General features: G+C 54.2%; 23 protein-coding genes. 9 read left to right on the top strand and 14 right to left on the bottom strand.

Annotated elements, in window-relative coordinates; all coding sequences use genetic code 11:
• Position 1 precedes the first annotated feature (1 nt).
• Positions 2 to 691 carry an ABC transporter ATP-binding protein gene (locus G506_RS0115440; protein ID WP_051202186.1) on the top strand — a complete coding sequence of 230 codons (690 nt, stop codon included), beginning with the start codon at positions 2 to 4 and terminating at the stop codon, positions 689 to 691.
• The gene (locus G506_RS0115435; RefSeq protein ID WP_028117651.1) at positions 688 to 3,174 is read left to right on the top strand and encodes an ABC transporter permease; all 2,487 of its coding nucleotides are present in this window, start codon (positions 688 to 690) and stop codon (positions 3,172 to 3,174) included. Before G506_RS0115440 ends, G506_RS0115435 begins: the two co-directional genes overlap by 4 nt.
• Positions 3,175 to 3,231: 57 nt before the next feature.
• Here the strand turns inward: G506_RS0115435 and G506_RS0115430 are convergent, their stop codons facing one another.
• On the bottom strand, positions 3,232 to 4,122 hold the full coding sequence (locus G506_RS0115430) for a TIGR01777 family oxidoreductase (RefSeq protein WP_028117650.1): 891 nt from the start codon (positions 4,120 to 4,122) through the stop codon (positions 3,232 to 3,234).
• A gap of 5 nt (positions 4,123 to 4,127) precedes the next feature.
• Complete coding sequence (folX, locus tag G506_RS0115425; RefSeq protein ID WP_028117649.1) at positions 4,128 to 4,496, bottom strand: dihydroneopterin triphosphate 2'-epimerase; 369 nt, start codon at positions 4,494 to 4,496, stop codon at positions 4,128 to 4,130.
• 50 nt (positions 4,497 to 4,546) lie between these two features.
• Here folX and G506_RS0115420 point away from each other — a divergent pair, with 50 nt between their 5' ends.
• The 3 genes from G506_RS0115420 (at position 4,547) to ggt (ending at position 8,649) form a co-directional block, all read left to right on the top strand.
• Entirely contained in the window at positions 4,547 to 5,626 is a 1,080-nt protein-coding gene (locus tag G506_RS0115420; protein ID WP_420806112.1) for an AI-2E family transporter, read from the top strand.
• The gene (locus G506_RS0115415) at positions 5,627 to 6,541 is read left to right on the top strand and encodes a class I SAM-dependent methyltransferase (RefSeq protein WP_035387429.1); all 915 of its coding nucleotides are present in this window, start codon (positions 5,627 to 5,629) and stop codon (positions 6,539 to 6,541) included.
• Positions 6,542 to 6,924: 383 nt separating this feature from the next.
• On the top strand, positions 6,925 to 8,649 hold the full coding sequence (gene ggt, locus G506_RS0115400) for a gamma-glutamyltransferase (RefSeq protein ID WP_028117646.1): 1,725 nt from the start codon (positions 6,925 to 6,927) through the stop codon (positions 8,647 to 8,649).
• Between the two features lie 2 nt (positions 8,650 to 8,651).
• On the opposite strand, the gene G506_RS0115395 is transcribed toward ggt, so the two are convergent.
• From G506_RS0115395 to G506_RS0115385, 3 genes are all read right to left on the bottom strand, one after another.
• Positions 8,652 to 9,080 (bottom strand): hypothetical protein, encoded by a 429-nt coding sequence (locus tag G506_RS0115395; RefSeq protein ID WP_028117645.1) that lies wholly within the window; start codon positions 9,078 to 9,080, stop codon positions 8,652 to 8,654.
• Between the two features lie 335 nt (positions 9,081 to 9,415).
• A complete protein-coding gene (gene pta, locus G506_RS0115390; protein ID WP_028117644.1) occupies positions 9,416 to 11,560 on the bottom strand; it encodes a phosphate acetyltransferase in 2,145 nt (714 codons plus the stop codon).
• A 62-nt stretch (positions 11,561 to 11,622) separates the two neighbouring features.
• A complete protein-coding gene (locus G506_RS0115385; RefSeq protein ID WP_028117643.1) occupies positions 11,623 to 12,807 on the bottom strand; it encodes an acetate kinase in 1,185 nt (394 codons plus the stop codon).
• Positions 12,808 to 13,078: 271 nt separating this feature from the next.
• Between G506_RS0115385 and yfbV the strand changes: the two genes are divergently transcribed.
• Complete coding sequence (gene yfbV, locus G506_RS0115380) at positions 13,079 to 13,513, top strand: terminus macrodomain insulation protein YfbV (RefSeq protein ID WP_276197853.1); 435 nt, start codon at positions 13,079 to 13,081, stop codon at positions 13,511 to 13,513.
• Between the two features lie 257 nt (positions 13,514 to 13,770).
• Here yfbV and pflA read toward each other — a convergent pair whose 3' ends face one another.
• Together pflA and pflB are read right to left on the bottom strand one after the other, a co-directional pair.
• Positions 13,771 to 14,511, bottom strand: coding sequence for a pyruvate formate lyase 1-activating protein (pflA, locus tag G506_RS0115375; RefSeq protein WP_028117641.1), 741 nt, complete (start codon positions 14,509 to 14,511; stop codon positions 13,771 to 13,773).
• A 227-nt stretch (positions 14,512 to 14,738) separates the two neighbouring features.
• The gene (pflB, locus tag G506_RS0115370) at positions 14,739 to 17,018 is read right to left on the bottom strand and encodes a formate C-acetyltransferase (RefSeq protein ID WP_028117640.1); all 2,280 of its coding nucleotides are present in this window, start codon (positions 17,016 to 17,018) and stop codon (positions 14,739 to 14,741) included.
• 619 nt (positions 17,019 to 17,637) lie between these two features.
• Between pflB and G506_RS0115365 the strand changes: the two genes are divergently transcribed.
• On the top strand, positions 17,638 to 17,838 hold the full coding sequence (locus G506_RS0115365; protein WP_028117639.1) for a DUF997 family protein: 201 nt from the start codon (positions 17,638 to 17,640) through the stop codon (positions 17,836 to 17,838).
• Positions 17,838 to 19,265: a sodium/pantothenate symporter gene (gene panF, locus G506_RS0115360; RefSeq protein WP_028117638.1), complete on the top strand. Its 1,428-nt coding sequence runs from the start codon at positions 17,838 to 17,840 to the stop codon at positions 19,263 to 19,265. The genes G506_RS0115365 and panF overlap by 1 nt, the downstream gene beginning before the upstream one ends.
• A gap of 73 nt (positions 19,266 to 19,338) precedes the next feature.
• Here panF and G506_RS19920 read toward each other — a convergent pair whose 3' ends face one another.
• The 4 genes from G506_RS19920 to G506_RS0115335 form a co-directional block, all read right to left on the bottom strand.
• Positions 19,339 to 19,668 carry a helix-turn-helix domain-containing protein gene (locus G506_RS19920; RefSeq protein ID WP_051202184.1) on the bottom strand — a complete coding sequence of 110 codons (330 nt, stop codon included), beginning with the start codon at positions 19,666 to 19,668 and terminating at the stop codon, positions 19,339 to 19,341.
• A 377-nt stretch (positions 19,669 to 20,045) separates the two neighbouring features.
• Positions 20,046 to 20,852 (bottom strand): exodeoxyribonuclease III, encoded by an 807-nt coding sequence (gene xthA, locus G506_RS0115350; protein ID WP_028117637.1) that lies wholly within the window; start codon positions 20,850 to 20,852, stop codon positions 20,046 to 20,048.
• Position 20,853: 1 nt separating this feature from the next.
• On the bottom strand, positions 20,854 to 21,150 hold the full coding sequence (locus tag G506_RS0115345) for a YciI family protein (RefSeq protein ID WP_028117636.1): 297 nt from the start codon (positions 21,148 to 21,150) through the stop codon (positions 20,854 to 20,856).
• Positions 21,151 to 21,304: 154 nt separating this feature from the next.
• Positions 21,305 to 22,519 (bottom strand): L-lactate MFS transporter, encoded by a 1,215-nt coding sequence (locus tag G506_RS0115335; protein WP_240473440.1) that lies wholly within the window; start codon positions 22,517 to 22,519, stop codon positions 21,305 to 21,307.
• Between the two features lie 519 nt (positions 22,520 to 23,038).
• On the opposite strand from G506_RS0115335, the gene G506_RS0115330 reads away from it, so the two are divergent.
• Positions 23,039 to 23,608 (top strand): acetate uptake transporter, encoded by a 570-nt coding sequence (locus G506_RS0115330; RefSeq protein ID WP_028117634.1) that lies wholly within the window; start codon positions 23,039 to 23,041, stop codon positions 23,606 to 23,608.
• 58 nt (positions 23,609 to 23,666) lie between these two features.
• Here the strand turns inward: G506_RS0115330 and G506_RS0115325 are convergent, their stop codons facing one another.
• The 3 genes from G506_RS0115325 to trpB all read right to left on the bottom strand — a co-directional run bounded on the left by G506_RS0115325 (position 23,667) and on the right by trpB (position 26,280).
• Positions 23,667 to 24,194: a septation protein A gene (locus tag G506_RS0115325; RefSeq protein ID WP_028117633.1), complete on the bottom strand. Its 528-nt coding sequence runs from the start codon at positions 24,192 to 24,194 to the stop codon at positions 23,667 to 23,669.
• Positions 24,195 to 24,277: 83 nt separating this feature from the next.
• Entirely contained in the window at positions 24,278 to 25,084 is an 807-nt protein-coding gene (gene trpA, locus G506_RS0115320) for a tryptophan synthase subunit alpha (protein WP_028117632.1), read from the bottom strand.
• Positions 25,081 to 26,280, bottom strand: a complete 1,200-nt coding sequence (gene trpB / locus G506_RS0115315; RefSeq protein ID WP_028117631.1) for a tryptophan synthase subunit beta — start codon at positions 26,278 to 26,280, stop codon at positions 25,081 to 25,083. Before trpB ends, trpA begins: the two co-directional genes overlap by 4 nt.
• Positions 26,281 to 26,285: the final 5 nt, after the last annotated feature.

The raw sequence follows: 26,285 nt of genomic DNA, 5'->3' as shown, positions 1-26,285 counted from the left end.
TATGACCTCGTCGCAATCTCACCCCGCCATTGTGGTACGGGAACTGAGCCAAAAGGTAGCAACACTGGACGGTACTCTGTCAATCCTTGATGGCATTAACCTAGAGATTGCTCAGGGACAAAGTGTGGCGATTATCGGTTCTTCCGGTGCCGGTAAGTCCACGCTGTTGGCGCTGCTGGCCGGGCTGGATCGCGCCAGTCATGGCGAGATTTATCTGGATGGTAGCGCGCTACACCAACTCGATGAAGAGCAGCGGGCGGCACTGCGGGGAGCCTCGGTCGGCTTTATCTTTCAGTCGTTCATGTTGGTGGACAGCCTAACGGCACTGGAGAACGTGATGTTGCCGCTGGAATTGGCCGGGCAAGCCAATGCGCCGCAACAAGCTAAAGCCCTGTTAGAGCGGGTAGGCTTGGCAGAGCGTCTAGATCACTTTCCCAATCAACTCAGCGGTGGCGAGCAGCAGCGGGTAGCAATTGCTCGCGCTTTTGCCTCAAAACCGAAAATTCTATTTGCTGATGAACCTACCGGGAACCTGGATCACAGCAACAGCGACAAAGTCGAAGAGCTGCTGTTTAGCCTGAATCGCGAATCTGGTACCACGCTGGTATTGGTGACCCACGATCTGGAGTTGGCCAAGCGCTGCCAGCGGCAACTGCGGATGCACGCCGGTCGGTTGGAGGAGCAGCAATGAGTCATCGCACTTTAGCGTGGCGCCTATTTAAGCGCGAACTGCTGCGAGGACAGTTGCGATTGATTGTGGCGGCACTGACGTTGGCGGTATTGTCGGTGACTTCGTTGGCGTTGGTTAGCGAACGATTGCAGCAAGGTCTTAATAACGAAGCGGCTAAATTTCTGGCCGCTGATCGGCTGCTCAGTAGTCCGCAGGCGGTTGACCCCCAGTGGCTACAGCAAGCGACCGAACTGGGACTCGCCCAAGCGCAGGTGTTGGAGTTTCAATCGATGCTGTTTGTTGGCGAACAGCTGCAGCTGGTGTCGGTTAAAGCGGTTAGCCCAAGTTACCCATTGAAAGGGGCGATCGAGCCACTTACGCAGTTAGATGGTGCGCTGCCTGAGCCGGGGGCGTTGTGGTTTGACAGCCGCTTAAACCAGCTTACTCAATCCGCCGCGGATGGTAGCCTCGCGGAATTGGGCGATGCCGAATTTGCCATCAGTGGTGTATTTGCGCGGTTGCCTGACGGCGGTTTTAATGTCTTCGCCTCGGCGCCGACGGTGCTGATGAATCTGAGCGATGTCGGCAGCACCGGTATTGTCCAGCCGGGCAGCCGCCTAACCTGGCAATATCAATTTAGTGGCGAAGCTGCGGCTTTAGCCGCCTTTGAGCAGTGGCTTAAGCCGCAACTGAGTAACAGCCAGCGCTGGATCGACGTGAAGAGCCAAGATACGCCGCTGTCCCGCGCGTTAGAGCGGGCCGAGCAATTTATGTTGTTGGCGACGTTGTTAGGCATTGCGCTGGCGTGCACTGCCGTTGGGGTTGCAGCGCGACGTTACTGCCAGCGTCACTACGATGCGGTGGCGATGTTTAAAACCCTAGGCGCCAGCCACCGCCAAATTCGTGAGATCTTTGCCTTGCACTTAGGCGCTACCACCACCGTTGGCGTACTGATTGGTTTGCTGCTGGGCTACGGTTCGGCGCTGCTGATGATGTCGCTGCTGCCGGCCGAACTGCAGCTGGGGCAGTTCAATCCGACCTTGAGGCCGTTGGCGCTTGGCATTGCCACTGGGGTGATTGCCGCTGCTGGCTTTACCCTTTATCCGATGCTGCGGTTATTGGCGGTGCCACCGATGCGAGTGCTGCGCAAAGATGTCGGCCCAATCGGCCTTGCCGGTTGGCTTAACGGCGCCGCTTCGGTGTTGGCACTGGCGGCGCTCGCGTGGCTCTACAGTGGCAGTCTGACCCTAACCTGGGTGTTGCTGTTGTCGGTAGCGGTACTGGCGGCGCTGCTTGCGGCGTTGGGGTTTGCGATGTTGGCGTGGGGTCGGCAACTGGGGATCCGTACCGGTTCGCCGTTGCAGCTTGCACTGGCGGGATTGCGCCGCCGCGCCGGCGAGAACGTGATCCAATTGGTGGGCTTCAGCGTCGCTTTAATGCTGCTGCTTACGGTACTGGCGCTGCGCCAAGATCTGTTAGAGGACTGGCAAAAACAGTTGCCGGAGGGCACTCCAGATCACTTTCTGATCAACATCGCCGATTATCAGCGGGATGAGATGGCGCAGTTCTTGGCCGAGCGGCAAGTGCAGGCGACCGATCTGTACCCGGTGATCCGTGGCCGGTTAAGCGCCATCAATGGGGAAAGCGTGCGTCGTGCGGTTGATAAAGAGGATGCCGAACAACAGCCACAAAATCAGGCGCCGCGGGGCATTGGCCGTGAACTCAATCTGACGTTCCGCGATACGCTGCCGCCAAATAATCCAATCATTGCTGGGCAGTGGTTTAGCAGCGAGGATGCCGCTGAAGTATCGCTGGAGGCGGAGGTCGCCGATCGGCTTGATGTTGGCCTCGGTGACAGTTTGACGTTTACCATCGATGGTCAGCCGATTGAGGTAACCGTCACCAGTTTGCGCCAAGTAAACTGGGAAACCATGCAGCCGAACTTCTTTATGATCTTCCCCGCCAAACAGCTTGAGCAGTTTGTACCTACTTACATCGCCAGCTTTTATCACCCTGACGGTCAGCCACAGTTGGTGGCGCAGCTGGTGCGCCAGTTTCCAACGGTATCGGTGATTGACGTTGGTGCCATTATTGGCCAATTGCGTCAGGTGATTGAGCAGGTGTCATTGGCATTGGCGTGGGTTATTGCGGTGGTGGCGGCGGCCTCGGCGCTGTTGCTGCTTGCGCAAACTGAAGCGGGAATGGCCGCTCGACGCCAAGAGCTGGCGATCATGCGCACCTTAGGCGCCAGTGGCCGATTGCTGCGCGGTGCAGTGACGTGGGAGTTTGTGCTGCTGGGGGCGATTGCTGGGATCTTAGCAACCTTGGTGGCAGAGCTGCTGCTGTGGTTGATTAAAACTCAGTTGTTTGAACTGGTGGTGGCACCGCATTGGCACTGGTGGTGGGCCATACCACTCACCGGCGCGCTGTTTATTGGCAGCTTGGGGCGTTTTGCCTGCCGTCGATTGCTGGCTAACAACTGCGCGGCGCTGCTTAAGCCATGACAATCAAAGCCCGCGTTGCTGCAACCCAGCAATGCGGGCTTTTGGCTTAGCTGTTCACTAGCGTTTAAACAGGTCACTAAAGCAACTGTCGATATCGGCAAATTGGAAGCGAAAGTCGCTCGCTTCGGTAGCCTTTGGCAGCACCGCTTGACCGGTTAATAGCATCTCGCCCATCTCGCCGAACATCAGTTTAATGGCCGTCGCCGGCACTGGGATCAGCGCTGGTCGATGCAGTGCTCTGCCCAGTGCCTGAACGAATTGGCGGTTGCTGACCGGCTGTGGAGCGGTGGCGTTAAAGGTGCCACTGGCGCTGTCATGAGAAAGCAGATGCCGCAATAAGGCCACCATATCGTCACGATGGATCCAACTCATCATCTGTTGGCCACTGCCGATAGGGCCGCCGGTGCCCAGTTTAAACGGTGGCAGCATCTTGGCCAGCGCACCGCCTTCTGGGTGCATCACTAAGCCGATGCGAACCACACAGAGGCGGCAATGTTCGGCGACCGCATGGGCTTGCTGTTCCCAGCGAATGCAGACCTCGGCGGCAAAGTCATTACCGGGGTCGCTGCTTTCGTCCACTGGCACACTGTCGCGGGGGCCATAAAAGCCAATGGCCGAGGCGTTTAGCCACACGGTTGGCCGCTGTTCACTGGCAAAAAACAGTCTGGTAAGGGCGGCGGTGGTATCCCAGCGGCTGTGGCAGATCTGCTGTTTGCGCTCGGGATTCCAACGGCCATCGGCAATTGGTTCGCCAGCCAGATTGATTACGCCATCGAATTGGCTCAGATCGTGCAGTTGCTCCAAGCTGGCAAGGTATTGGTGATGGTTGCCAAGCTTAGCCGCAGCCTTGGCGGGGTTACGGCTTAGGATGGTTAACTGATGCTCGGTTAACGACTTAACCAAGGCAGTGCCAATAAAGCCGGTGGCGCCGGTTAACAGCAGTCGCATTGAGGTTACTCCGGACGTTGCCACGACAACTGCATCGATACCGAATCGGCAAAGCGCAGTGCATGAGGTTTATCGATCTCGACCGTCGCGGTCTCTATCCAAGGGTGGTCGCAACAGATCGTCAGAACGTCGTTGGTAAGCTTCTCTAACAGGCTAAAACGCTGGTGTTCAACATGAGCGATTATCGCTTTGCAAATAGTGCGGTAGTTGAGGGCGTCAGCGATGTTTTCGCTGCAGGTGGCGCGGCTGGCACGGTAGCTGATGGTGGCATTGATGATCACATCCTGCTTATTGCGGATCTCATCTTCATTAATGCCAATAAAGGTTCGCAAGCGTAAGTTTTTAATTCGTATTACGGCTTCATCATGCTTCATAATGGTGGCAATTCCTTTTCACTTTTTCCTTTGGAAACAGATTAATGGCTTTGAATCGATTAGAGCAAGGCTCGATGGCACTGCGCTCGGTGGTGTTTCTCGCGGCAATGGTAGTGATCCTAGCGGCGGTAAAAACCGCCAGTGACATAGTGGTGCCATTTTTGTTGGCACTGTTTGTGTCGATCATCTGCAGCCCCTTAGTACGAATGCTAGTCCGGATCCGATTACCTCGCGGGCTGGCAATTTTTGCGGTGATGGCGATCGTCATCCTGTTGGGGATATGGTTGGGGTCGGTAGTGGGGTCATCCATCAACGATTTTCGCAGCCAGCTTCCTAGTTATCGCAACCAGTTGACCGCGCAGTTGGCGCCGGCGCTGGAATACCTAGCCCAATTCAATATTCATCTGTCAACCGATGAGGTCAAACAGCAGTTCGATCCGGGTCAGTTGATGGGATTGGCAACCGACATTTTGTCTGGGCTTGGTGGGCTGTTGGCCAACACCTTACTGATTGTGCTGACCGTGGTGTTTATGTTGTTTGAAGCCTCCGGGCTTAGCCGCAAACTGCACTTTGCTTTGGATGATCCGCAGATGCGCTTGCAGCAGATAGATCGCTTTTTGGACTCGGTTAATCGTTATCTGGCCATCAAAACCTTAGTGAGCATCGCTACCGGGGTGGTGGTTGGCATCGGTCTGTATCTGATTGGGGTGGATTACTTCCTGCTGTGGGCGTTGGTGGCTTTTCTGTTTAACTACATCCCCAACATTGGCTCAATCATTGCGGCTGTGCCTGCAGTGGCGTTGGCGTTTTTGCAGTTCGGCTGGACCGGTGCGGCGGCGACCTCGGTGCTGTATGTGGCGGTCAATATGGTGATGGGCAACGTGGTTGAACCGCGAGTGATGGGGCGTTCGCTTGGCCTCTCGACCCTGGTGGTGTTTCTGTCGTTGATCTTCTGGGGCTGGCTGCTGGGTTCGGTTGGCATGTTGTTGTCGGTACCGCTGACGATGATCGTTAAGATCGCCCTCGAATCTTCCGAGGGGGGCCGCTGGATTGCGGTGCTATTAGAAGGCGATCCGCAAATTGTGTCGCAGCCAATGCAAGGTCAGATGACCGTTGAGGGCAAGCAGTAGATGTCCGTGCTTGTTTCCCTGCTTCCTCATCTGCCTACTCAGCAACCAACCGAGGAGTGCCAACGTCTCTTCCACGGCCGCGGCCACTGTTTTGCTGGGCTTGAGGGGGTAACCCTTGATTATCTGCCGCCATCGTTGCTGTTGACCCAATTTAAGCCGTTAGTGGATGCGCAAAAACAGTCGTTGATAAGCGAACTGAGCCAATGGTGGCAAAACGTCAGCAGCCAGCCACTAAGCTTGGTTTGGCAAGATCGCAGTGTTAGTCCGGCGCAAACGGAAGTGATTGGTGAAGCCCCGCCGTCGCAGCATTGGGCGCAAGAGGGTGGGTTGTGGTTTGAACTGAACCTGCTGCGTGGTCAAAACCACGGTATCTTTTTGGATATGGCCAATGGCCGCCGTTTTGTCCGTGACCATGCCCAAGGCAAAAAGGTGCTGAACTTGTTCGCCTACACCTGTGCGTTTTCGGTGTATGCCCGCGCTGGCGGGGCGGTCGAGGTGGTTAACCTTGATATGAGTAAACCGGCACTGGGGCAGGGGACCCGCAATCATCGCCGCAATGGCTTGGATCAAGGGGTGCGCTATCTAGGGCACGATCTGTTCAAAACCTTCGGCAAGCTCAATAGGTTGGGGCCGTTCGATTTGGTGATTGTCGATCCCCCCAGCTTTCAGCAGGGCAGTTTTATCGCCACCAAGGATTACCCACGGCTGTTGCGACGCTTGCCAGAACTGGTGACCAGCGGTGGTGAGGCGCTGTTGTGTCTTAATGCCCCAGAGCTAAGCCAAAGCTATTTGATGGCGCAGGTAGCGGAGTTTGCCCCTGAACTTGAATTTGTCGAGCGCCTAGCCAATCCAGCCAGTTTTATCGAGGTGGATGCCGATAAAGGGTTAAAGGTGCTGCGTTATCGGAAAAAGTAGGGCATTTGCTTGATTCTGTGAATTTTCGGTACTGGCTGTGATTTGCGGTGGATCTTGTGAATTGCTGTGATTATAATTACCAAAGAGTTCGGCAAGTAATCATCAGCAGTAAGGAGCCACCATGGAAGCTAAAGCGCAAGACGTTGAATACCAAGACGCGTACTACCAAGTGCAAGACGAAGTGGCGGAAGAGTTGTCGTTTGACAATCCCGAAGACAGCTTCGTCGACTAGCCACTAACACAGAATTTCACAACAGCGACCTTTGGGTCGCTGTTGTTGTTTTTGCGGCCATCATTGTCGCTCTGACAGCCTCGGTCGGTGGTTGCCATCGGCCAACGGATTGCTCACACTGCTGCCATCAACCCTCTGTTGCGACCCTGTTATGAAAACCACCGCGATCGCCCTCTCTGCACTGGCGTTAACCATCTCGTCAGCTGTTGTTGCCGTTGAAGCTGAGCCAGAGGCCGCTACTGGCTTTAACCAACGTGGCATCGCGTTTGCGCCCAACTATATGGCCGCGACCGCCAACCCTCATGCCACCGCTGCTGCGCAAAAAATCCTTGGTAAAGGCGGCAGTGCCGTTGATGCGGCGATTGCCGCGCAGATGGTGTTAACTCTGACCGAGCCGCAATCCTCTGGCATCGGCGGCGGTTTCTTTATGCTCTATTGGGATGCCGATAAACAGCAGTTAGTTAGCTTAGATGCACGGGAGACCGCACCCCAAGCTGCCACCCCTGATCTGTTTATGGTTGATGGCAAGCCGCTGCGCTGGATCGATGCGGTGGTAGGCGGTCGGGCGGTGGGTGTCCCCGGGGTAATAGCGGGGTTTTATGAGGCTCATCAACGCCATGGCAAGTTGCCGTGGGCGGCACTGTTTGACGATGCGATTACCTTGGCTGAGCAGGGGTTTTCGGTATCGCCGCGCTTGGCCAAATTGCTGGCCGCGGAGATCAATCCGGGGCTAAAGCGTTCTGGGCCAGCAAACCGCTATTTTGCGCCGCAAGGCCAGTGGCTTAAAGCCGGCGATCCCCTGAAAAACCTCGCCTTGGCGAAAACTCTGCGGATGATTGCCAGCAATGGTCCTGATGCCTTTTACCAAGGGGAATTAGCTAAGCAGATGGTCCAAGCGGTGAATCAGGATCCAAGTCGTCCTGGGCTGTTAAGCGAGGCTGATCTCGCCGGTTATCAGCCACTGTGGCGTCAGCCGCTGTGCCACCCATATCGACAGTACCATGTGTGTGGCATGGCGCCACCAAGCTCTGGCGGGGTGGCGGTGGCACAGATCTTGGGTCTGCTGCAACCATTTGCCATCGATAAGATGGCGGTCAATGGCGCCGACTTCATCCACTATTATGCTCAGGCCTCACGCATCGCCTACGCCGATCGTGGCCACTATCTGACCGATCCAGACTTTGTGCCGGTGCCGGTAACCCAATTGCTGGCGCCGGATTATCTGGCTGGTCGCAGTGCTGCCATTCCGAAGTATCAGGATGGCGGTGTTGTTGCCCACGGCGAGTTTGCCCAAAACCATGGGGATGATGCCACGGTGCCATTGCCATCCACTAGCCATATGGTGCTGGCGGATGCCGACGGTAACTTAGTCAGTCTGACGAGCTCCATTGAGATGGGGTTTGGCTCGACGGTGATGGTGGGCGGTTTCTTATTGAACAATCAGCTAACCGACTTTTCGTTAAACCCCGGCAGTGCCGAACACCCGGCCGCGAATCGGGTTGAGGGGGGTAAACGACCGCGGTCATCAATGGCGCCAACCATAGTGTTAGATGCTGATAAAGAGCCGCTACTGGCATTGGGATCGCCCGGTGGCAGTCGGATCATCAACTACGTTAGCCAAGTAACCATCGGCTTGTTGGATTGGCAACTACCACTGGATCAGGCACTGGCGCTGCCACGGGTAAGCCACCGCAATGATTATCTGCTGCTGGAATCCGCAACGGCACTGGAAGCGCTGGCACCGCAAATGATTACACGCGGTTACCAAGTTAAACTGGCACCGCTGAACAGCGGTGTGCAGGTGATCAAGCGGGTGAATAACGGTTGGCAGGGCGCCGCCGATCCCCGCCGTGAAGGGATCGCCGCTGGCGGTTAGTCTTAACTGCGATTGCCCAATGGGTCTTCATATAACTGGGTGACAACCCAACGCTGTTCCAGCATCTGCAACTTCACCCAGCGATCATCGCTGATGGTATTCAACCCTTGAATGCCATCAAGCCGGATCAGCACTCGTACTTGTTCGCTATTTTTTCGAAAGAAGTCCGCTTCCACATCGGCAACACTGACGCTGACCTGTTCGAGCGGCAGCGCAAACAGGTTGCGTTGGATCTGGCTTGGCAACTGATGTTGTTCAAATTGGGCTAATAATTCGGCACTGAGCTGAGCTTTCGCTTGGCGTAGATCATGCTCGACATACAGGGCGTGAAATAGCGTCAAGGCGACCTGTTCTGGGGTTTGCGGTTGCTGTTGATTGCAGCCGCTAAGGCACACGGCAAGCAGTAACCCGGTAAATGATCGCAGTGGCAAATCAAGGTCCTGTTTCGATTGGCAAATTAACAGCAGTCAGTATGCAATCGTTGCCATGGCAATAACCTCGACTTGAACAAAATTTGCGGTATTTGCCACAGAAAAAGTTGCTGCTTGCGGGAGAATTGGTTTGGCCAGTTATCCACAGAATCTGTGGATAAGGGTGTTAAAAGATCGGGGGCAGAGATCAGCGATCACAGATTCACTGTGGTTATACACAGTATCGTTGGTTTAACCCAGTAACGACAGTGTTTTACTATTGTTCAGTTGCTGGCCTAGGCGCTACAAAAAAGCCGAGCAGATGCTCGGCTTTTGAACAGTGATACGACTGGCAATTAGGCGTCGGCAGCGCCGGCTTGAATTGCGGTCAGAGCGATGGTGTAGACGATGTCTTCAACCAGAGCGCCACGGGACAGATCGTTCACAGGTTTGCGCATGCCTTGCAGCATTGGACCGATAGAGATCAGATCCGCAGAGCGCTGTACCGCTTTGTAGGTGGTGTTACCGGTGTTCAGATCTGGGAATACGAACACGGTAGCTTGACCCGCTACTGGGCTGCCTGGTGCTTTAGACGCCGCTACGTTTGGCATTACTGCCGCATCGTACTGCAGTGGGCCGTCGATCAGCAGATCAGGACGCTTCTCTTGAGCGATGCGAGTAGCTTCGCGCACTTTCTCTACGTCTGCACCAGCGCCAGAGGAACCGGTGGAGTAAGAGATCATCGCCACTTTAGGCTCGATGCCGAATGCCTTGGCAGAGTCAGCAGACTGAATGGCGATCTCCGCCAGTTGCTCGGCGTTTGGATCTGGGTTGATGGCACAGTCGCCGTAAACCAGAACCTGATCAGGCAGCAGCATAAAGAAGATTGAAGACACCAGAGAAGAACCTGGGGCGGTCTTGATCAACTGCAGTGGTGGACGGATGGTGTTGGCGGTGGTGTGAACCGCACCAGAAACCAGACCGTCAACTTCGTTTTGCGCCAGCATCATGGTACCCAGTACCACGGTGTCTTCCAGCTGCTCACGAGCCACAACTTCGGTCAGGCCTTTGCCGCGACGCAGTTCGCACATTGGCGCCACGTAGTTTTCACGTACCGCTTCTGGATCAACGATGGTTACGCCTTCACCCAGAGTTACGCCGTTTTGCTCAGCAACGCGACGGATCTCATCTGGGTTACCGATCAGCACACATTCCGCAATGCCGCGCTCAGCACAGATCGCAGCGGCTTGCACGGTACGTGGCTCATCGCCTTCTGGCAGCACAACACGCTTCTTAGCGGCACGCGCCAGTTCGGTCAGCTGGTAACGGAACGCTGGTGGCGACAGGCGGTTTTCACGCTTGGAGTTGTCGGTCAGACCTTCGATGAACTTGCGATCGATGTGGGCAGCAACGTAGTTCTGCACCTCTTCGATGCGCTCCATGTCATCCAGTGGCACTTCGTGGTTGAAGTTTTGGATGTTCAGCGCAGTTTGCCAAGTGTTGGTATCGGCAACCATTACTGGCAGGCCGGTATCGAACGCTTGTTGACACAGGCGAGCAACGCCTTCGTCCAGCTCGTAGCCGCCGGTCAGCAGCAGGGCGCCCAGCTTCATGCCGTTCATGGCTGCCAGACACACGGAAACCACCACGTCTTCACGATCGGCAGAGGTAACCAGCAGCGAATCCGCTTGCAGGTGACCGATCATGTTCGGGATAGAGCGGGCGCAGAAAGATACGCGACGCAGACGACGGGAGTGCATCTCACCGGCGTTGATCAGACGAGCACCCAAGTGCTTGGCCAGATCGGACGCACGTGGGGATACCAGCGCCAGGTTGTACGGGATCGCACCCAGAATTGGCACAGGGCTTGAGGCAGACAGCTGGAACATGTCGGTGTGGCTGCCACGAACAACGCCTTCGTGATCGAACGCTTCAGACAGGTCTGGGCGAGCACGGCCGCGCTCATCAACCGGTGCACCGATCTTGTTAACAACCGCACCTAGGATGCGCTTGTTGGACTTACCACCGAAGTTGTTAACCGCAACTTCCAGACGGCTTTGAACCTGAGCGGCAGAATCGGAACCTGGGTTGATCACCAGCACGATATCCGCGTCCAGCGCTTTGGCGATACGGCTGTTCAGGGTGTTAGCAAATGGGTGTGAACGAGTCGGTACCAGACCTTCTACGATCATCACTTCATGGCTGCCATCAACCGCTTTGGCGGCACCAACAATCTCTTCCAGCAGCACATCGGTGTCACCAGCGGAGATCAGACGCTCAGCCTGTTCAATCGCCATTGGCTCTGGCGGATTGATGTTAGGGAAGGTACCCATGATGGTGGTAGAGCGCTCTGGGCCCATATCACCAGGACGCTGCTGGGCGATTGGTTTAAAGAAGTTAACTTTAACGCCTTGACGTTCCAGTGCACGGACCATACCCATGCTAACGGAGGTCAGGCCGACACCGGTACCAACCGGGATCAACATAATTGAACGAGACATCAATTACCTCATTGAGAAAGCAAAAAACGGGCTCCGTGGAGCCCGTTGTGACCAATCTGTATTTAGATCAGTGACAGTGCGTCAGACGCGATCACGAACTCTTCGTTGGTTGGGATCACCATAGCTACTGGAGAGCCATCTTTGGTGATGATGCCGTCGTTACCGAAACGAGCAGCGGTGTTCTTGTCTGCATCTACTTCGTAACCGAAGATAGCCAGATGCTCCAGTACTTTCTTACGGATCAGATCGGAGTTTTCGCCGATGCCGCCGGTGAAGATGATCGCGTCAACGCGCTTCAGCGGAACGGTGTAAGAAGCAACGTACTTAGCCAGACGGTAGCAGAACACTTCCAGAGCCAGAGTCGCGCCTTTGTGGCCTTCTGCGAAACCTTCTTCGATGCCGCGGCAATCGTTGGTTACTTCAGACAGACCCAGCAGACCAGACTGCTTGTTCAGCATGTCGTTAACTTCGGTCAGGGTGTAGCCCAGGTTGTCTACCAGGTGGAAGATGATCGCTGGATCCAGATCGCCAGAGCGAGTACCCATTACGATGCCTTCCAGTGGGGTCAGACCCATAGAGGTATCTACAGACTTACCGCCACGAACTGCAGTTACAGAACCGCCGTTGCCCAGGTGACAGGTGATTACGTTGGTGTCAGCGATCTCTTGACCCAGTACTTTAGCGGCTTCGCCGGAAACGAACAGGTGAGAGGTACCGTGCATGCCGTAGCGACGGATGCCGTGCTCGCGGTACAGCTTCTGTGGGATAGCGTAGCTGTAAGCTTCAGCTGGCATGGTCTGGTGGAACGCGGTGTCAAACACAGCAACCTGTGGCAGGTTAGCGAAAGACGCTTGCGCGCTGCGGATACCGATCAGTGCTGCTGGGTTGTGCAGCGGTGCCAAAGAAGCACACTCTTCGATACCAGCCATTACTGCGTCGTCGATCAGTACAGACTTGGTGTACTTCTCGCCGCCGTGTACAACACGGTGACCAACAGCTACCAGCTGCTCTGCCAGTTCAGCAGGCAGGATGGTGTCAACGATGAAGCTCAGCGCTTCGCGGTGCGCAGCGCCAGCGCCCAGAGCAGCTTCGCTCTTCTCGCCGTTCAGTTTCCACTTGATGCGGGCGTCAACCAGGTTGAAGCACTCAGCCAGACCAGACAGTTTCTCGTCGCCGTTCAACGCGTCGATTACCGCGAACTTCAGAGAGGAGCTACCGCAGTTAAGAACTAGAACAAGTTTGCTCATTGTTTAATCACCTAAAAATGAAATTACCACCGAGCCAGAGCCCAGTGGGTTCTCGCTAAGCGGGATAAATATGATAGGGAGCTATCATTATAGTCGCGGCACTTTGAAGCCGACTTAAACCTTCAGCCGCATTGCGAAGTACAATAGAGGTGAAGGACAGCGGCGCCGCGATCGGGTAAGACCATTTTACCCAATAACGACAACGGACTACTGTGCTATCGTGAAATCGGTAGCAAAACTGTGACCAAACTCACTGCTAAGGGGCAAATGATTGAACTCAGTAATTAAGCGAATTGGAACGGGCTATCACTATATGCGTAGCTGGCCGATGGTGCCGGAACTTGCCAGTCGCTTCCCTGAAAACCGAGTGATCAAAGCAACCCGCTTCGCGATCATGTGGATGCCGGTGGTGGCGATGGTGACCGCCGCCGCCCAACTTAAGTTGATGGGGCAGTTTAGCGCGCCGTTCTGGGCGCAGTGGCTATTTATTGTCACCTTGCCGCTGCAAGGTCTATACTGGTTGGGCTGGCGAGCGGTGCAACCCCTGCCGCTGCCACTGGTAAACTGGTGCAAGGAGGTTAGGCAACGGCTGATTGAAGCCGGATGCGACGAAGCGCCCGTCACGGCGCGAGCACAGTATCAGCACATGGCATGCCTGTTAGACCGAGCGTTTAAACGCCTCGACCGAGCCTTTTGGCGACAATAGATAGACTGCCGTGCTGGCCCCCGACGCCGCTTCCTCACCGAAGCGGCGTTCCTTTATCTGCACGTTAAACAAATTGGTCTGACCAATGGTTTAAGGTGTTGTTTTATGGGTAACTCGGTAGCTGTGGTTGGTTTTTAGTAAGAGCAAAAGCCGTCGCTCACATCGGCTTGGGAATCATCCTGACCAATCAGCAACGATGCGCGAGCAATAAAAAACGCTGACCTTAGTCAGCGTTTTTTTGTTGGCAAAAAGCAATTTTAGAACTTGGCGTTGAGGCCGTGACGTTCGAACACCGCTTGGATCGCTTCCATGGTTTCCCGCGCTGGCGGTCTGACGCCTTTAAGCGGGTAGTCGTGGCCAAGGCTTTCCCATTTGTGGGCGCCTAACTCGTGGTATGGCAGCAACTCTACCTTGTCGATGTTGGTCATCGGTGCGATAAACTCTGCCAGTTTCTCGGCCGATTCCAGATCGTCGGTAAAGCCTGGTACCACCACATAGCGGATCCAAGTTTTGATGTTGCGCTTGGCCAGGTACTGGGCAAATTCCAGCGGGCGCTTGTTGGAAACGCCAACCAAGTTTTGGTGGACATCGTCGTTGATCTGCTTCAGATCCAACATCACCAGATCGGTGGCGTCTAACACTTCATCCAGCAATTCGCTGTGACCTTTGATGTAGCCGTTGGTATCCAAACAGGTGTGCACGCCGATGCCCTGGGCACCGCGGAACATATCGCGGACAAACTCCATCTGCAGCAGCGCTTCGCCGCCACTGATGGTCATGCCGCCGCCACTGGCAGCAAAGAAATGTTTGTAGCTATCCAGTTGCGATAGCACTTCCTCAACGGTGACCTCTTTGCCACCTTTCATATCCCAAGTGTCGCGGTTATGGCAGTACTGGCAGCGCATTTGGCAGCCTTGCATAAACACAATAAAGCGGATCCCTGGCCCATCAACGGTGCCGCAGGTTTCCCAAGAGTGAATACGTCCTTTGACGCTCATAAGCACTACTCCGCAGTGGCATGACCGCGCTTGCTGGGGCGGTCATGGCTGGTGAACATCGTTGCCAGTTGTGGCGGACGATGTGCCTGCCTAATGGCAGGAGAGAAATCACAATCTGTATTGGTGCTTACTGTTATCGAAAAAACCAATACAGATTAAGATTGCAAAAAGGCCTTGCCGCAATGGCAAGGCCTTCAATCAACCTAGTTCACTAACGAACTCTGAGATTACAGAGAGTTGGTGAAGGTACGGGTGATTACGTCTTGTTGCTGTTCAGCGGTCAGAGCGTTGAAACGTACGGCGTAGCCAGACACACGGATGGTCAGCTGTGGGTACTTCTCTGGGTGCTTAACGGCATCTTCCAGCATCTCACGGTTCATCACGTTCACGTTCAGGTGCTGACCACCTTCACGATCTGGAGTGTGCTTGAAGTAACCGTCCATCAGGGCAGCCAGGTTAGCACGACGACCATCTTCGTCCTTGCCCAGTGCACCAGGTACGATGGAGAAGGTGTAAGAGATACCGTCTTTTGCGTGAGCAAATGGCAGTTTCGCTACCGAGGTCAGGGACGCTACTGCGCCAGACTCGTCACGGCCGTGCATTGGGTTTGCACCTGGTGCGAAAGGCTGGCCAGAACGACGACCGTCTGGGGTGTTACCGGTCTTCTTGCCGTATACCACGTTAGAGGTAATGGTCAGGATAGACTGGGTTGGGGTGGAGTTACGGTAGGTCTTCAGAGAACGGATCTTGTTCATGAAGGACTCAACCAGCTCAACCGCGATGTCATCAACACGAGCGTCGTTGTTACCGAATTTCGGGTAGTCGCCTTCGATAGCGTAATCGATAGCCAGACCGTCTTCGTTACGGATAACTTTTACTTTAGCGTGCTTGATAGCAGACAGAGAGTCAGCGGTGATAGACAGACCAGCGATACCACAAGCCATGGTGCGAGTTACGTCGCGATCCATCAGTGCCAGCAGAGAAGCCTCGTAAGAGTACTTATCGTGCATGTAGTGGATGCAGTTCAGTGCGGTCACGTACTGCTTAGCCAGCCAGTCAGAGAATACGTCCAGCTTGGCGTAAACTTCTTCGAAGTCCAGGTACTCACCAGTGATTGGCTCCATCTTAGGACCGATCTGAGCACCGTCTTTCTCGTCTTTACCGCCGTTGATAGCCAGCAGCAGGGTCTTAGCCAAGTTAGCGCGAGCGCCGAAGAACTGCATGTGCTGACCCAGAACCTGTGGAGATACACAGCAAGCGATCGCGTAGTCGTCAGACTGGAAGTCTGGACGCATCAGATCGTCGTTCTCGTACTGGATAGAAGAGGTATCGATGGATACTTTGGCACAGTACTTCTTGAAGCCTTCTGGCAGAGACTCAGACCACAGTACAGTGATGTTTGGCTCTGGAGATGGACCCATGGTGTACTGGGTGTTCAGGAAGCGGAAACAGTTCTTGGTTACCAGAGAACGGCCGTCCAGCGCCATACCAGCCATGGACTCGGTTGCCCAGATTGGGTCGCCAGAGAACAGCTGATCGTACTCAGGGGTACGCAGGAAGCGAACCATACGCAGCTTCATTACGAAGTGGTCGATCATCTCTTGAGCTTGTACTTCGGTGATCAGGCCAGCTTGCAGATCGCGCTCGATGTACACGTCTAGGAAGGTAGATACACGACCCAGAGACATCGCAGCACCGTTCTGAGACTTGATCGCCGCCAGGTAAGCGAAGTAGGTCCACTGGATAGCTTCTTGAGCGTTGGTCGCAGGGCCAGAGATGTCAAAGCCGTACTTAGCTGCCATCACTTTCATTTGACCCAGAGCGCGGTGCTGTTCTGCGATCTCTTCACGCAGGCGCAGCATATCTTCAACGTCACCGTTCTCCAGCGCTTCTTGAGTGCTGTGGAACTGAGCCAGCTTGTCCTTCATCAGGAAGTCGATGCCGTACAGTGCTACACGACGGTAGTCACCGATGATACGGCCACGGCCGTATGCGTCTGGCAGACCGGTCAGAACGCCGGACTTACGGCAGCGCAGGATGTCTGGAGTGTATACATCGAATACGCCAGCGTTGTGGGTCTTGCGGTAGTCGGTGTAGATCTTTTTGATCTCTGGGTCCAGTTCACGGCCGTACACTTGGCAAGAACCTTCCACCATGCGGATACCACCGTTAGGGATGATAGCGCGCTTCAGCGGAGCCTCAGTCTGCAGACCAACGATGGTCTCCAGATCTTTGTTGATGTAACCAGCATCGTGAGCAGTGATGGTGGAGATTACGTTGGTATCGAAATCAACAGGCGCGTGGGTGGAGTTCTCCTGACGGATACCTTCCATTACTTTTGCCCACAGGGTGTCGGTTGCTTCGGTGGAGCCCGCCAGGAAAGATTCGTCGCCGGTGAATTCGGTGAAGTTGGTGTTGATGAAGTTACGTACGTTTACTTCAGTTTTCCAATCACCGTCGTTAAAGCCTTGCCAAGCTTTAGCAAACATTTCGGTATTGTCAGTCATGCGATCTACCTTTTCGTTAATCCGTGGATTACCAGTGTGTGGGCGTGCTGCCCGTATTAAGTTCAGCCTGTGGCTGTGTCCATTCGCTCCTAAAGGGTTAGGGCTAATGGTAGAAAATCTGTGCAATTTGGCAGGTGGTCGCCGCAATCAAACCGGCATAATAGCGGTGGCCCTCAAATGGACGGGGCAGGCGGTCGGGATAGAAGCGACCGCGATGCGGCGTACAACGGGCGATTAAAATAAAGCCGGTGGCTTATTTAGGTACCGTTTTATGTTGGTCTTTTCAGCCGCACAGTGCTGCGGCCTAGAGCACATTGGTCATACCAAATTACAACGGTGAGATTAGCATAGGGATTTTATCGAGGCATGAACGGATGTTACGGAAATGGAGCGGTAAAAAACTATTTACCTTTTTTGTGATCAGCCTCTCGTGATTGGGGTGCAAGTGGTGATCCAAGTCACTTATTTGTTTGTTTGAACCTCATTAAACAGTCGCATTTAGACTTCTAAATGTCTATCCATCCTTGATGTTTGGTCTGCGTTATTGCAGCGCCAGTTTGTCAGTTTGGCAAATTGTTGCTTACCATTGCCGCACTTCTCATAACGCTGTGCTGATTATATGCACGACATTAATCCTAAATCGTTGGCCAAGGGCGCATTTTTGCTGACTCTTGGATATTTTTTGTTCTGGTTGTTGGGGCCTTTGCTGCTGCGTGACCAAGGAGTAGTGGCGGGTCTGCCACTGTGGTTTTGGTGCTCTTGTGTGGTGGCGCCACTGTTATTGTGCCTTGCGGTGCGTTGTTGGTTGGTTAAGCGTTAATGGCCGATTTTAGTCTTCTTGTTCCCATCTTTGCCTATCTGCTGATCACCTTGGCGGTGGCGCGGATTGCCGCCCGTCGTAGTGTTGCCGAAGGGGATTTCTCTCAGCGCTATTTTCTCGGTGGCCAATTTATGGGGGGGATGTTGCTGGCGTTGGCGTTGGTAACCACCTATATCAGTGCCTCATCATTTATCGGTGGCCCGGGAGCAGCTTACAAATTTGGTCTTGGCTGGGTGTTGCTGGCGATGATCCAAGTGCCAGTGGCAATGCTTACCCTAGGGGTGGTTGGTCCCAAGTTGTGGCAGATAGCGCGCCGTTATAATTCCGTGACCGTGCTTGATGTGCTGGAACAGCGTTACCAAAGTAAGTTGTTGTTGGTGCTGGCTGGGGTGTCACTGGTGGGCGCCTTTATTGGCATGGTGGTGGTGCAGTTTACCGGTGGCGCTCGGTTGCTGAGTGTAATGACTGGAGTGGATTACCATCTGGGGCTGGCGATGTTTGTCGGTACCGTGATGCTGTACACCTTGTGGGGCGGCTTTCGGGCGGTATCTTACACCGACGCGCTACAGGGTTTGGTAATGGTGTTTGGGATGGTAGCCCTATTCGTCGGTTTGCTGGTTAAAGGCGGCGGGATCAGCGCCATGACCAGCGAGCTGGCCCGCATTGATCCAGCCCTGCTGGATCCTCAAGGCCCCAATCAGTTTTTAAGCTGGCCGTTTTTGCTGTCGTTTTGGGTACTGGTCTGTTTTGGCACCCTGGGGTTGCCACACACGGCACTGCGAGCGATGGCGGTGCGCGACGGCGATGCGCTTAAACAAGCGATGGTGTTTGGTACCCTAGTGTCGGTGGTGGTGGTGCTGCTGCCGCATCTAAGTGGGGTATTAGGGCGGGTGTTGATCCCTGATTTGGCTAGCCCGGATGAGATCATCCCACGCTTGATGGTTGAACTGTTCCCACCGTTAGTCGCAGGCTTATTGTTGGCAGCACCGATGGCGGCGATTATGTCGTCAGTCGATTCGATGCTGCTGCAAAGTGCCAGCACCTTGGTGAAAGATCTGCTGATGCGCAAACGTCAGTTGAGCGAATCGCAACAACGCCGCTTCAGCTATCTGTCGGTGACGGTGCTGACGCTGGGTTGTGGCCTATTGGCGCTGGATCCGCCACAGATGATCATCTGGCTCAACTTAACCGCTTTTGGCTTGCTGCAAGCGGTATTTCTGTGGCCGGTGGTGCTGGGATTGTTCTGGGAAAAAGCCAATGCTCAAGGGGCAATCAGTGCGATGCTGACCGGCAGTGGCAGTTTCTTATATTGGACTACAACCGGCATCAAGCCGTTGGGCGTGCATGCGATTGTACCGGCGTTGTTGCTGTCGGTTGTCACCTTTGTGGCTGTAACCTACATAACCACTAGAAATCGGACTAAATAGCCGTTTTTAAATACAAAAAAGCCAATCTGTTGATTGGCTTTTTTGTATATCTGCTCGTTGTAGGGCGGACAGATCAGTGCATGATGGTGGTCAGACGATCACGCAACTCACGACCCAGCTCGGTCAGGTAAGCACGCTTGATGCGGTAATCCTGTTCATCAACACGCAGTTCAACCAAGCCTAAACCGTTGCGGCCAGAATGCACTCGCTCAGACAGCAGACGAGCGTTACGACTGGCGCTGGCTTGAGACATCTCAAAGCGTTCTTGCAGTTCTTTAATTGAGCATCCTTCTTCCTGACATACCTGCATAAACATCAGGCAAGTCTGAGGTGGAATTTCACTGTAAACCTCGCGGAAGATCTCTACGCAGTCCATCAGTTTATTTAATTGAGCTTGACTCATTGTATATTTTTCCTCTGCTCAACGGCATTCTAAGGTTGTTAGTGGTGCAACCGTAGCCACAACCACGCTTGGTTCTTCCCTCAAGCATCGACATAGATAACAGTCGATGCTGACTCAAACCAGAGAGACAGTGTGAAAATATGAGCAAGTGCACATCGTAATTAAGATTAACCCTACAACTGATCAGAAACTTTCAGTTTTTATAGTTTTTGGTAAGCCCAAGTCGCCGTTTAGTTGAAATTGCAGTCAGTTTGCAGCGAGTTAATGAGGGGAATTTTGATTAGATGTTTTTGATGTGAAAGCGCTTGGTTAATTTTGCCAAGAAATTAACAAAAACGGCGCCTAAGCGCCGTAATTGAACTACGTTCATGATGTGACTATCTGAGAACCGTCCAAATTGGAGCATGATCTGACGGTTTATCGATGCCGCGCAACTGGTAGTCCACCTCCGCCTCGAGTACCCGTTCAGTCAGCGCCTTGCTGGTTAAAATGACATCAATGCGCAGACCGCGATTGTCATCAAATCCCTTAGAGCGGTAATCAAACCAGCTGTAAACCTCGCCACGCTCTGGGTGCAGATGGCGGAAGCTGTCATCTAACCCCCAAGCTTGTAAGGTCGCCAGCCAATCACGCTCTTCTGGCAGGAACGAACATTTACCATCGCGCAGCCAGCGCTTGCGGTTTGAATCGCCAATGCCAATATCCAAGTCGGTTGGGCTGATATTGATGTCACCCATTACCACGACGCGGCCATTGGCATCGCAGTGTTGGTTTAGGTAATTCATCAAATCACTGTAGAACTTGGCTTTGGCTGGAAACTTGGTCTCATGCTTGCGGTTCTCCCCTTGCGGGAAGTAGCCATTCAAGATGGTCAGTGGTTGGCCGTCGCTATCGCTTACGGTGGTGATGATCATCCGTTTTTGGGCGTCGGCATCGTCGGTTGGAAACCCTTTTTGCACCGCCAATGGCGCGGTTTTGGTTAGGGTCGCTACGCCGTAATGGCCTTTCTGACCATGATGGGCGACGTGATAGCCCATGGCAGTAACCGCATCCAGTGGGAACTGCGGATCATCCACTTTGATCTCCTGCAGACCGATCACATCCGGCTGGTGTTTATCGATCAGCGCCTGCAACTGATGCAGTCGGGCTCTCAGTCCATTGATATTGAAGGAGACAATTTTCATCTTAGAAAACCGCTTTAAACGGTTTTACTACGGTGTTTTTGTACACACCTGCTGGGATGTATGGATCGGCATCGGCCCAAGCTTGGGCGTCTTCCAGACTGTCGAAGTCAGCTACGACCATAGAGCCTGTAAAGCCGGCATCGCCAGGGTTGTCGCTGTCGATGGCTGGGAATGGGCCGGCGGTCAGTAGCCGACCTTGGTCGCGCAACTCTTGCAGACGAGCAAGGTGAGCAGGGCGTACAGGGGTGCGCAGCGGCAGGCTGTTTTCAACGTCTTCAGAGCAGATCATGTACCACATGGAGGAGAGTCCTTTAGTTAAGGTTATCAAGCAGGTGTTGACCTTAGCATGGCAAAGAATAGCAGTTGAAGTTCGCGGGCTTTTGATGGGGTAAAAATGAAACAAGCCGCCCAATTGGGCGGCTTGTTTGTGCGCTAAATCGTGTTTTGGCGGATTACGCTTCAACCGGCTCAGCAGCAGTAACTTTTTGCTCGGCGGTTACTGGTTTGATCAGCAGTGCCAGAGCGATGGCGATCGCCAGACCAACAGCAGATACGGTGTAAGCAATCGCGTAAGAACCGTAAGCCGCAGATACGTAACCCGCAATTACTGGACCGATGAAACCAGACACACCCCAAGAGGTGTACAGCACGCCGAAGTTGGTGCCGTAGTTTTTCAGACCGTAGTAATCGGCAGTCAGAGATGGGAACACGGACAGCAGTGCGCCGTAACCGATACCAGCCAGAGCCGCGCCCAGCATAAAGCCCATTTCGGTTTCGTACATCGGGAACAGCAGCATGTTGATGCCTTGCAGTACGAACACCAGCAGCAGAGTGCGGATCGCGCCGATCTTGTCAGACAGCATGCCCATCACTACGCGGCCACCGGAGTTAAATACCGCCAGTGCCGATACCAGGAACGCCGCGTTTGCTAGACCGCCTTGGGTAGCCGCGATAGATACGATGTTACCGATCAGCATCAGGCCAGCAGAAGCGGAGAAACAGAACATCACCCACAGCATGTAGAACTGCTTGGTTTTCAGCATTTCACGCCAGCTAAAGTCGTTACCGCCATCTTTGTTAGCAGCAACGTAACCCGCTGGAGCTGGAGCCACATAGCCTGCTGGTGGGTTAACGATGGTGAACGCTAGCGGTACCGAGATCAGCAGTGCGCCAGCGCCCAAGAACAGGAAGGTGTTCTCGATGCCGTAGCTGCCGATCAAGAAGTTGGTCAGTGGTGCCAAGTACAGTGGAGCGATACCGAAACCACCGGCGATCAGGCCGCAAACCAGACCTTTTTTGGAGCTGTGGAACCACTTCATTGCGGCTGGAGACAGACAAGCGTAAGCGAAGCCGATACCCGCGCCCACCATGCCGCCGAAGCTCAGCGCCAGTACCAGTGGGTTGCCGATAGCGAAGGAGGAGACGATCAGGCCGCCGGATACCAGAGTACAGCCCAGAATTACCATGGCACGTGGGCCCATGCGATCTTGCAGTACGCCAGATACCAGCAGACAGCTGGCAAATACCATTACCGCCACACTGTATGGCATGCCCGCATCAACGGCGGACCAGCCCAGTTCGGCTTGCAGTGCTTTTGAGAACACACTCCAGGCGTACAGCACGCCCATACACAGGTTGATCGCAATACCTGCGATCAAGATCTTCATGGCTCGATTCATCTCGGTTGTCACTCGACTGTAAGTTGCCCCTGACTGGGCGGTGCTCACGGCAACGGGCCATGAGCAAAGATTGGGCGGCGTAATATACGGATCGGATGGTTGCGAATCCAGTTCAAAATGGGCGGTATTTGGCGCTAATTTCAAATTTGCCGATCAGTTCACCCTGCAACAAAATCCATCAGGATCAATCTCTCATTTCGGTGTGCAAGTGTGATCTCTCCTTGCGGTGGGTGGCGGCTGTTTTTAACAAATCCCATGCTGATGCGGTTTAAATGCGACTGAATTATGTTCACTGGCTGTTCGATTTCGGTGTGATCCGTAACAACCAATCGCCGATGCTGTGAACCGCTACCGCTTGCCAAAATCGACAATGGGGAGCCGCCGACAAAGCGAAAAATCGGCCTAAATTAAGGCTGACCAAGGGTCGCTGGAATCCGTATATTACGCCGCTGATTTGGCGCCAGATAGGGCGTCTGCCCCCATTTAACCCAATTTCAAGGTACCCTGATGTCGACCTCTTACGCCAACCCTGCTCCGCTAGGCCTGATGGGCTTCGGTATGACGACCGTTCTATTGAACATCCACAATGCTGGCTTTTTCCCAATCGATTCGATGATCCTTGCGATGGGGATCTTTTACGGTGGTTTGAGCCAAGTGATTGTTGGCATCATGTGCTTTAAGCGTGGTGACACCTTTGGTACTACCGCGTTTACCTCTTACGGTCTGTTCTGGTTAACTTTGGTGGGGCTGCTGGTGTTGCCAAAGATGGGCTTTGAACCAAGCCCACACGCCTTTATGGGCTGGTATCTGACCATGTGGGGGATCTTCACCGCCTTTATGTTTATCGGGGCTCGCACTTACCCACTGGCAAAACAGATTGTGTTTGGCTCTTTGACCATTCTGTTCTTCTTGTTAGCGGCACGTGATTTTACCGGCAGTGCCCTGATTGGTGCGATTGCTGGTTGGGAAGGGATTTTCTGTGGCGCCTCGGCCATCTACTTTGCCATGGCGCAAGTACTGAATAACGAATATGGTCGAGTGGTACTGCCACTGGGAACTCGTTTCGCCAAAAAATAACGGCCGTTATTGAATAGAAAAATGCCAGTCTGCGAAGACTGGCATTTTTTGTTTTGGCTTACTGCTTTTTAGCGCTACGCATCAGATACAACACGGTGGCCACCGTACCCACTAAGGTGGCGGCAGTCAGGCCAAAGACTTTGAAGTTAACCCAAGTTTCCTGCGACAAGTTAAAGGCGATATAGACGTTGGCGATGGCGCACAGGGTGAAGAAGCCCGCCCACAGGTAGCCAAGGTTTTTCCAAACCGCATCCTCTTGCTGCAACTCTTTACCCAGCATTGCTTTTAGAATTGGACGATTAAACAGGTTACCGCCAATCAAAATGCCGGTGAACAGCATGTAGACGATGGTCACCTTCCATTTAATAAAGGCGTCGTTTTGGAACAGGACGGTGGCGCCACCGAACACCAGCAGCAGCGCAAAGGTGACAAGGTGCATTTTTTCCACTTTGCGATAGAGCAGATACAGCAGACCGAGCTGCACCGCCGAGGCGACAATGATGGCGCCAGTGGCGGCGATGATGCCGTAAAACTTGTAGGCGATGAAAAACACCAGTAAAGGCAGAAAATCAAGCAATTGCTTCATGGGTAGGGGTAACTCTGAGGTCATCGAAAAATAAAAACCCAAGCACGCTAGCACACTTGGGCTTTGGTTTCCGCTGGCAAAGATTAACGAAGCGTTGCTGCCTTCATGTTTTTGACAAAAGCGCTCAGGGCGGCGTCGCGGGCGCTGGGGTTATCTAAGTGCTGTTCAATGATCTTGACCACCGCCGAGCCACTGATGGCGCCGGCGGCACCAGCGGCAATCGCCGCCTGTACTTGGGCCGGTTCGGCAATGCCAAACCCGAGGATCGCCGGCGGCGCTTGATGTCGTTTCAGGCCGTCAATTAAGTGATCCAGTGGCATTCCCGCGGCGGTTTCGGTGCCGGTGACCCCAGCCCGTGATAGCAGGTAGGTGTAACCTTGGCCGTGGCTGGCGACCGCCGCTAAGGTGGCGTCGTCGGCGTTTGGCGGGGCGATAAAGATCGGTGCCACCCCAGCGCTGCGGGCGGCATCGATAAACTCACCGGCTTGATGAACCGGCACATCGGCCACTAATACCGAATCGACTCCGGCATCGGCACAGCGCTGGTAAAAGGTTGCCAGACCCGGTGAATACACCAAGTTGGCGTACACCAGCAGACCAATCGGCAGATCTGGATGGCGGCGGCGAATTTCGGTTAGTACCTCAAAACAAGCTGTGGGTGTAACGCCATCATTAAGGGCGCGAATATTGGCCGCTTGAATGGTTGGGCCATCGGCGGCGGGATCGGAGAAAGGGATCCCTAGCTCAAGGGCATCGGCGCCGCCGGCGATCAGCGCTTCAATCACATCGATGGCATCGGCTATGCCCGGATCGCCAAGGGTGACAAACGGCACAAAGGCGCCTTGGTTGGCGGCATCAAGGCGGGTAAATAGTGACTGATAACGGCTCACAGGGAACCCTCCTTGTTGGTTTGTTTTTCTAAAATATCGGCGACGGTGAAGATGTCTTTGTCACCACGGCCGGAGAGGTTAACCAACAAGATGGTGCCATCGGCGGCCTCCTGCGCCATCTTATAAGCGTGGGCAAGGGCATGGGCAGACTCTAATGCCGGAATAATCCCTTCACTGCTGGCCAGACGTTGGAACGCTTCAAGGGCTTCATCGTCGGTCACCGACGGATATTGAGCGCGGCCGATGGATGCCAGATAGGCATGCTGTGGGCCCACCGACGGGAAATCGAGACCAGCCGAGACCGAGTAGGATTCCTCAATTTGGCCATGACTGTCCTGCATCAGCGGCGCTTTCATGCCAAAGAAGATCCCCAGTTTGCCGTGGGTTAACGGCGCGCCATGTTTGTCGGTATCGATCCCAAGCCCTGCGGGCTCTACCCCAATCAGTTGCACGGCCGGTTCATCGATAAAATCGGTAAACAGGCCGATGGCATTGGAGCCGCCGCCAACGCAAGCGATTGCCGCATCCGGCAAGCGTCCTTCGCGGGCTAAAAGCTGTTGCTTAGCTTCCTCGCCAATCATCTTTTGGAACTCGCGGACGATGGTCGGGAAGGGATGAGGCCCGGCAGCGGTACCCAGCAGGTAGTGGGCGCTGTCGTAGTTGGCGCTCCAGTCGCGCAGTGCTTCGTTGCAGGCGTCTTTGAGCGTAGCAGAGCCCGAATGCACCGGGATCACTTCGGCCCCCATCAGCTTCATTCGAAACACATTGGGGCTTTGTCGTTCGACATCTTTAGCGCCCATGTAGACTCGGCATTTTAGTCCCAGCAGCGCGCAGGCTAAGGCAGTGGCAACGCCGTGCTGACCGGCGCCGGTTTCAGCGATGATCTCGGTTTTGCCCATCCGTTTTGCCAGCAGCGCTTGGCCCAATACCTGATTGGTTTTGTGGGCGCCACCGTGCAGCAGATCTTCTCGCTTTAGGTAAATTTTCACCTTGGGATTGGGGCTGAAGTTGCGGGTTAAGGTCAGCGCGGTTGGCCGACCGGCGTACTCTTTGAGCAGGCTGGTAAACTCTTGCTGAAACGCATCGTCCGCTTGCGCCTCGATAAACGCTTGTTCCAATTGATCGAGTGCTGGCACCAGCACCTGAGCGACATATTGGCCGCCAAATTCGCCGAAGAAAGGATTGAGTTTGCTCATGGGGA

Origin of the sequence: Ferrimonas senticii DSM 18821, from assembly GCF_000422665.1 — a bacterium.
Lineage (GTDB): Bacteria > Pseudomonadota > Gammaproteobacteria > Enterobacterales > Shewanellaceae > Ferrimonas > Ferrimonas senticii.
Note: the sequence above shows the minus strand (reverse complement) of the source record. Positions and strands in the feature narration are given on the sequence as shown.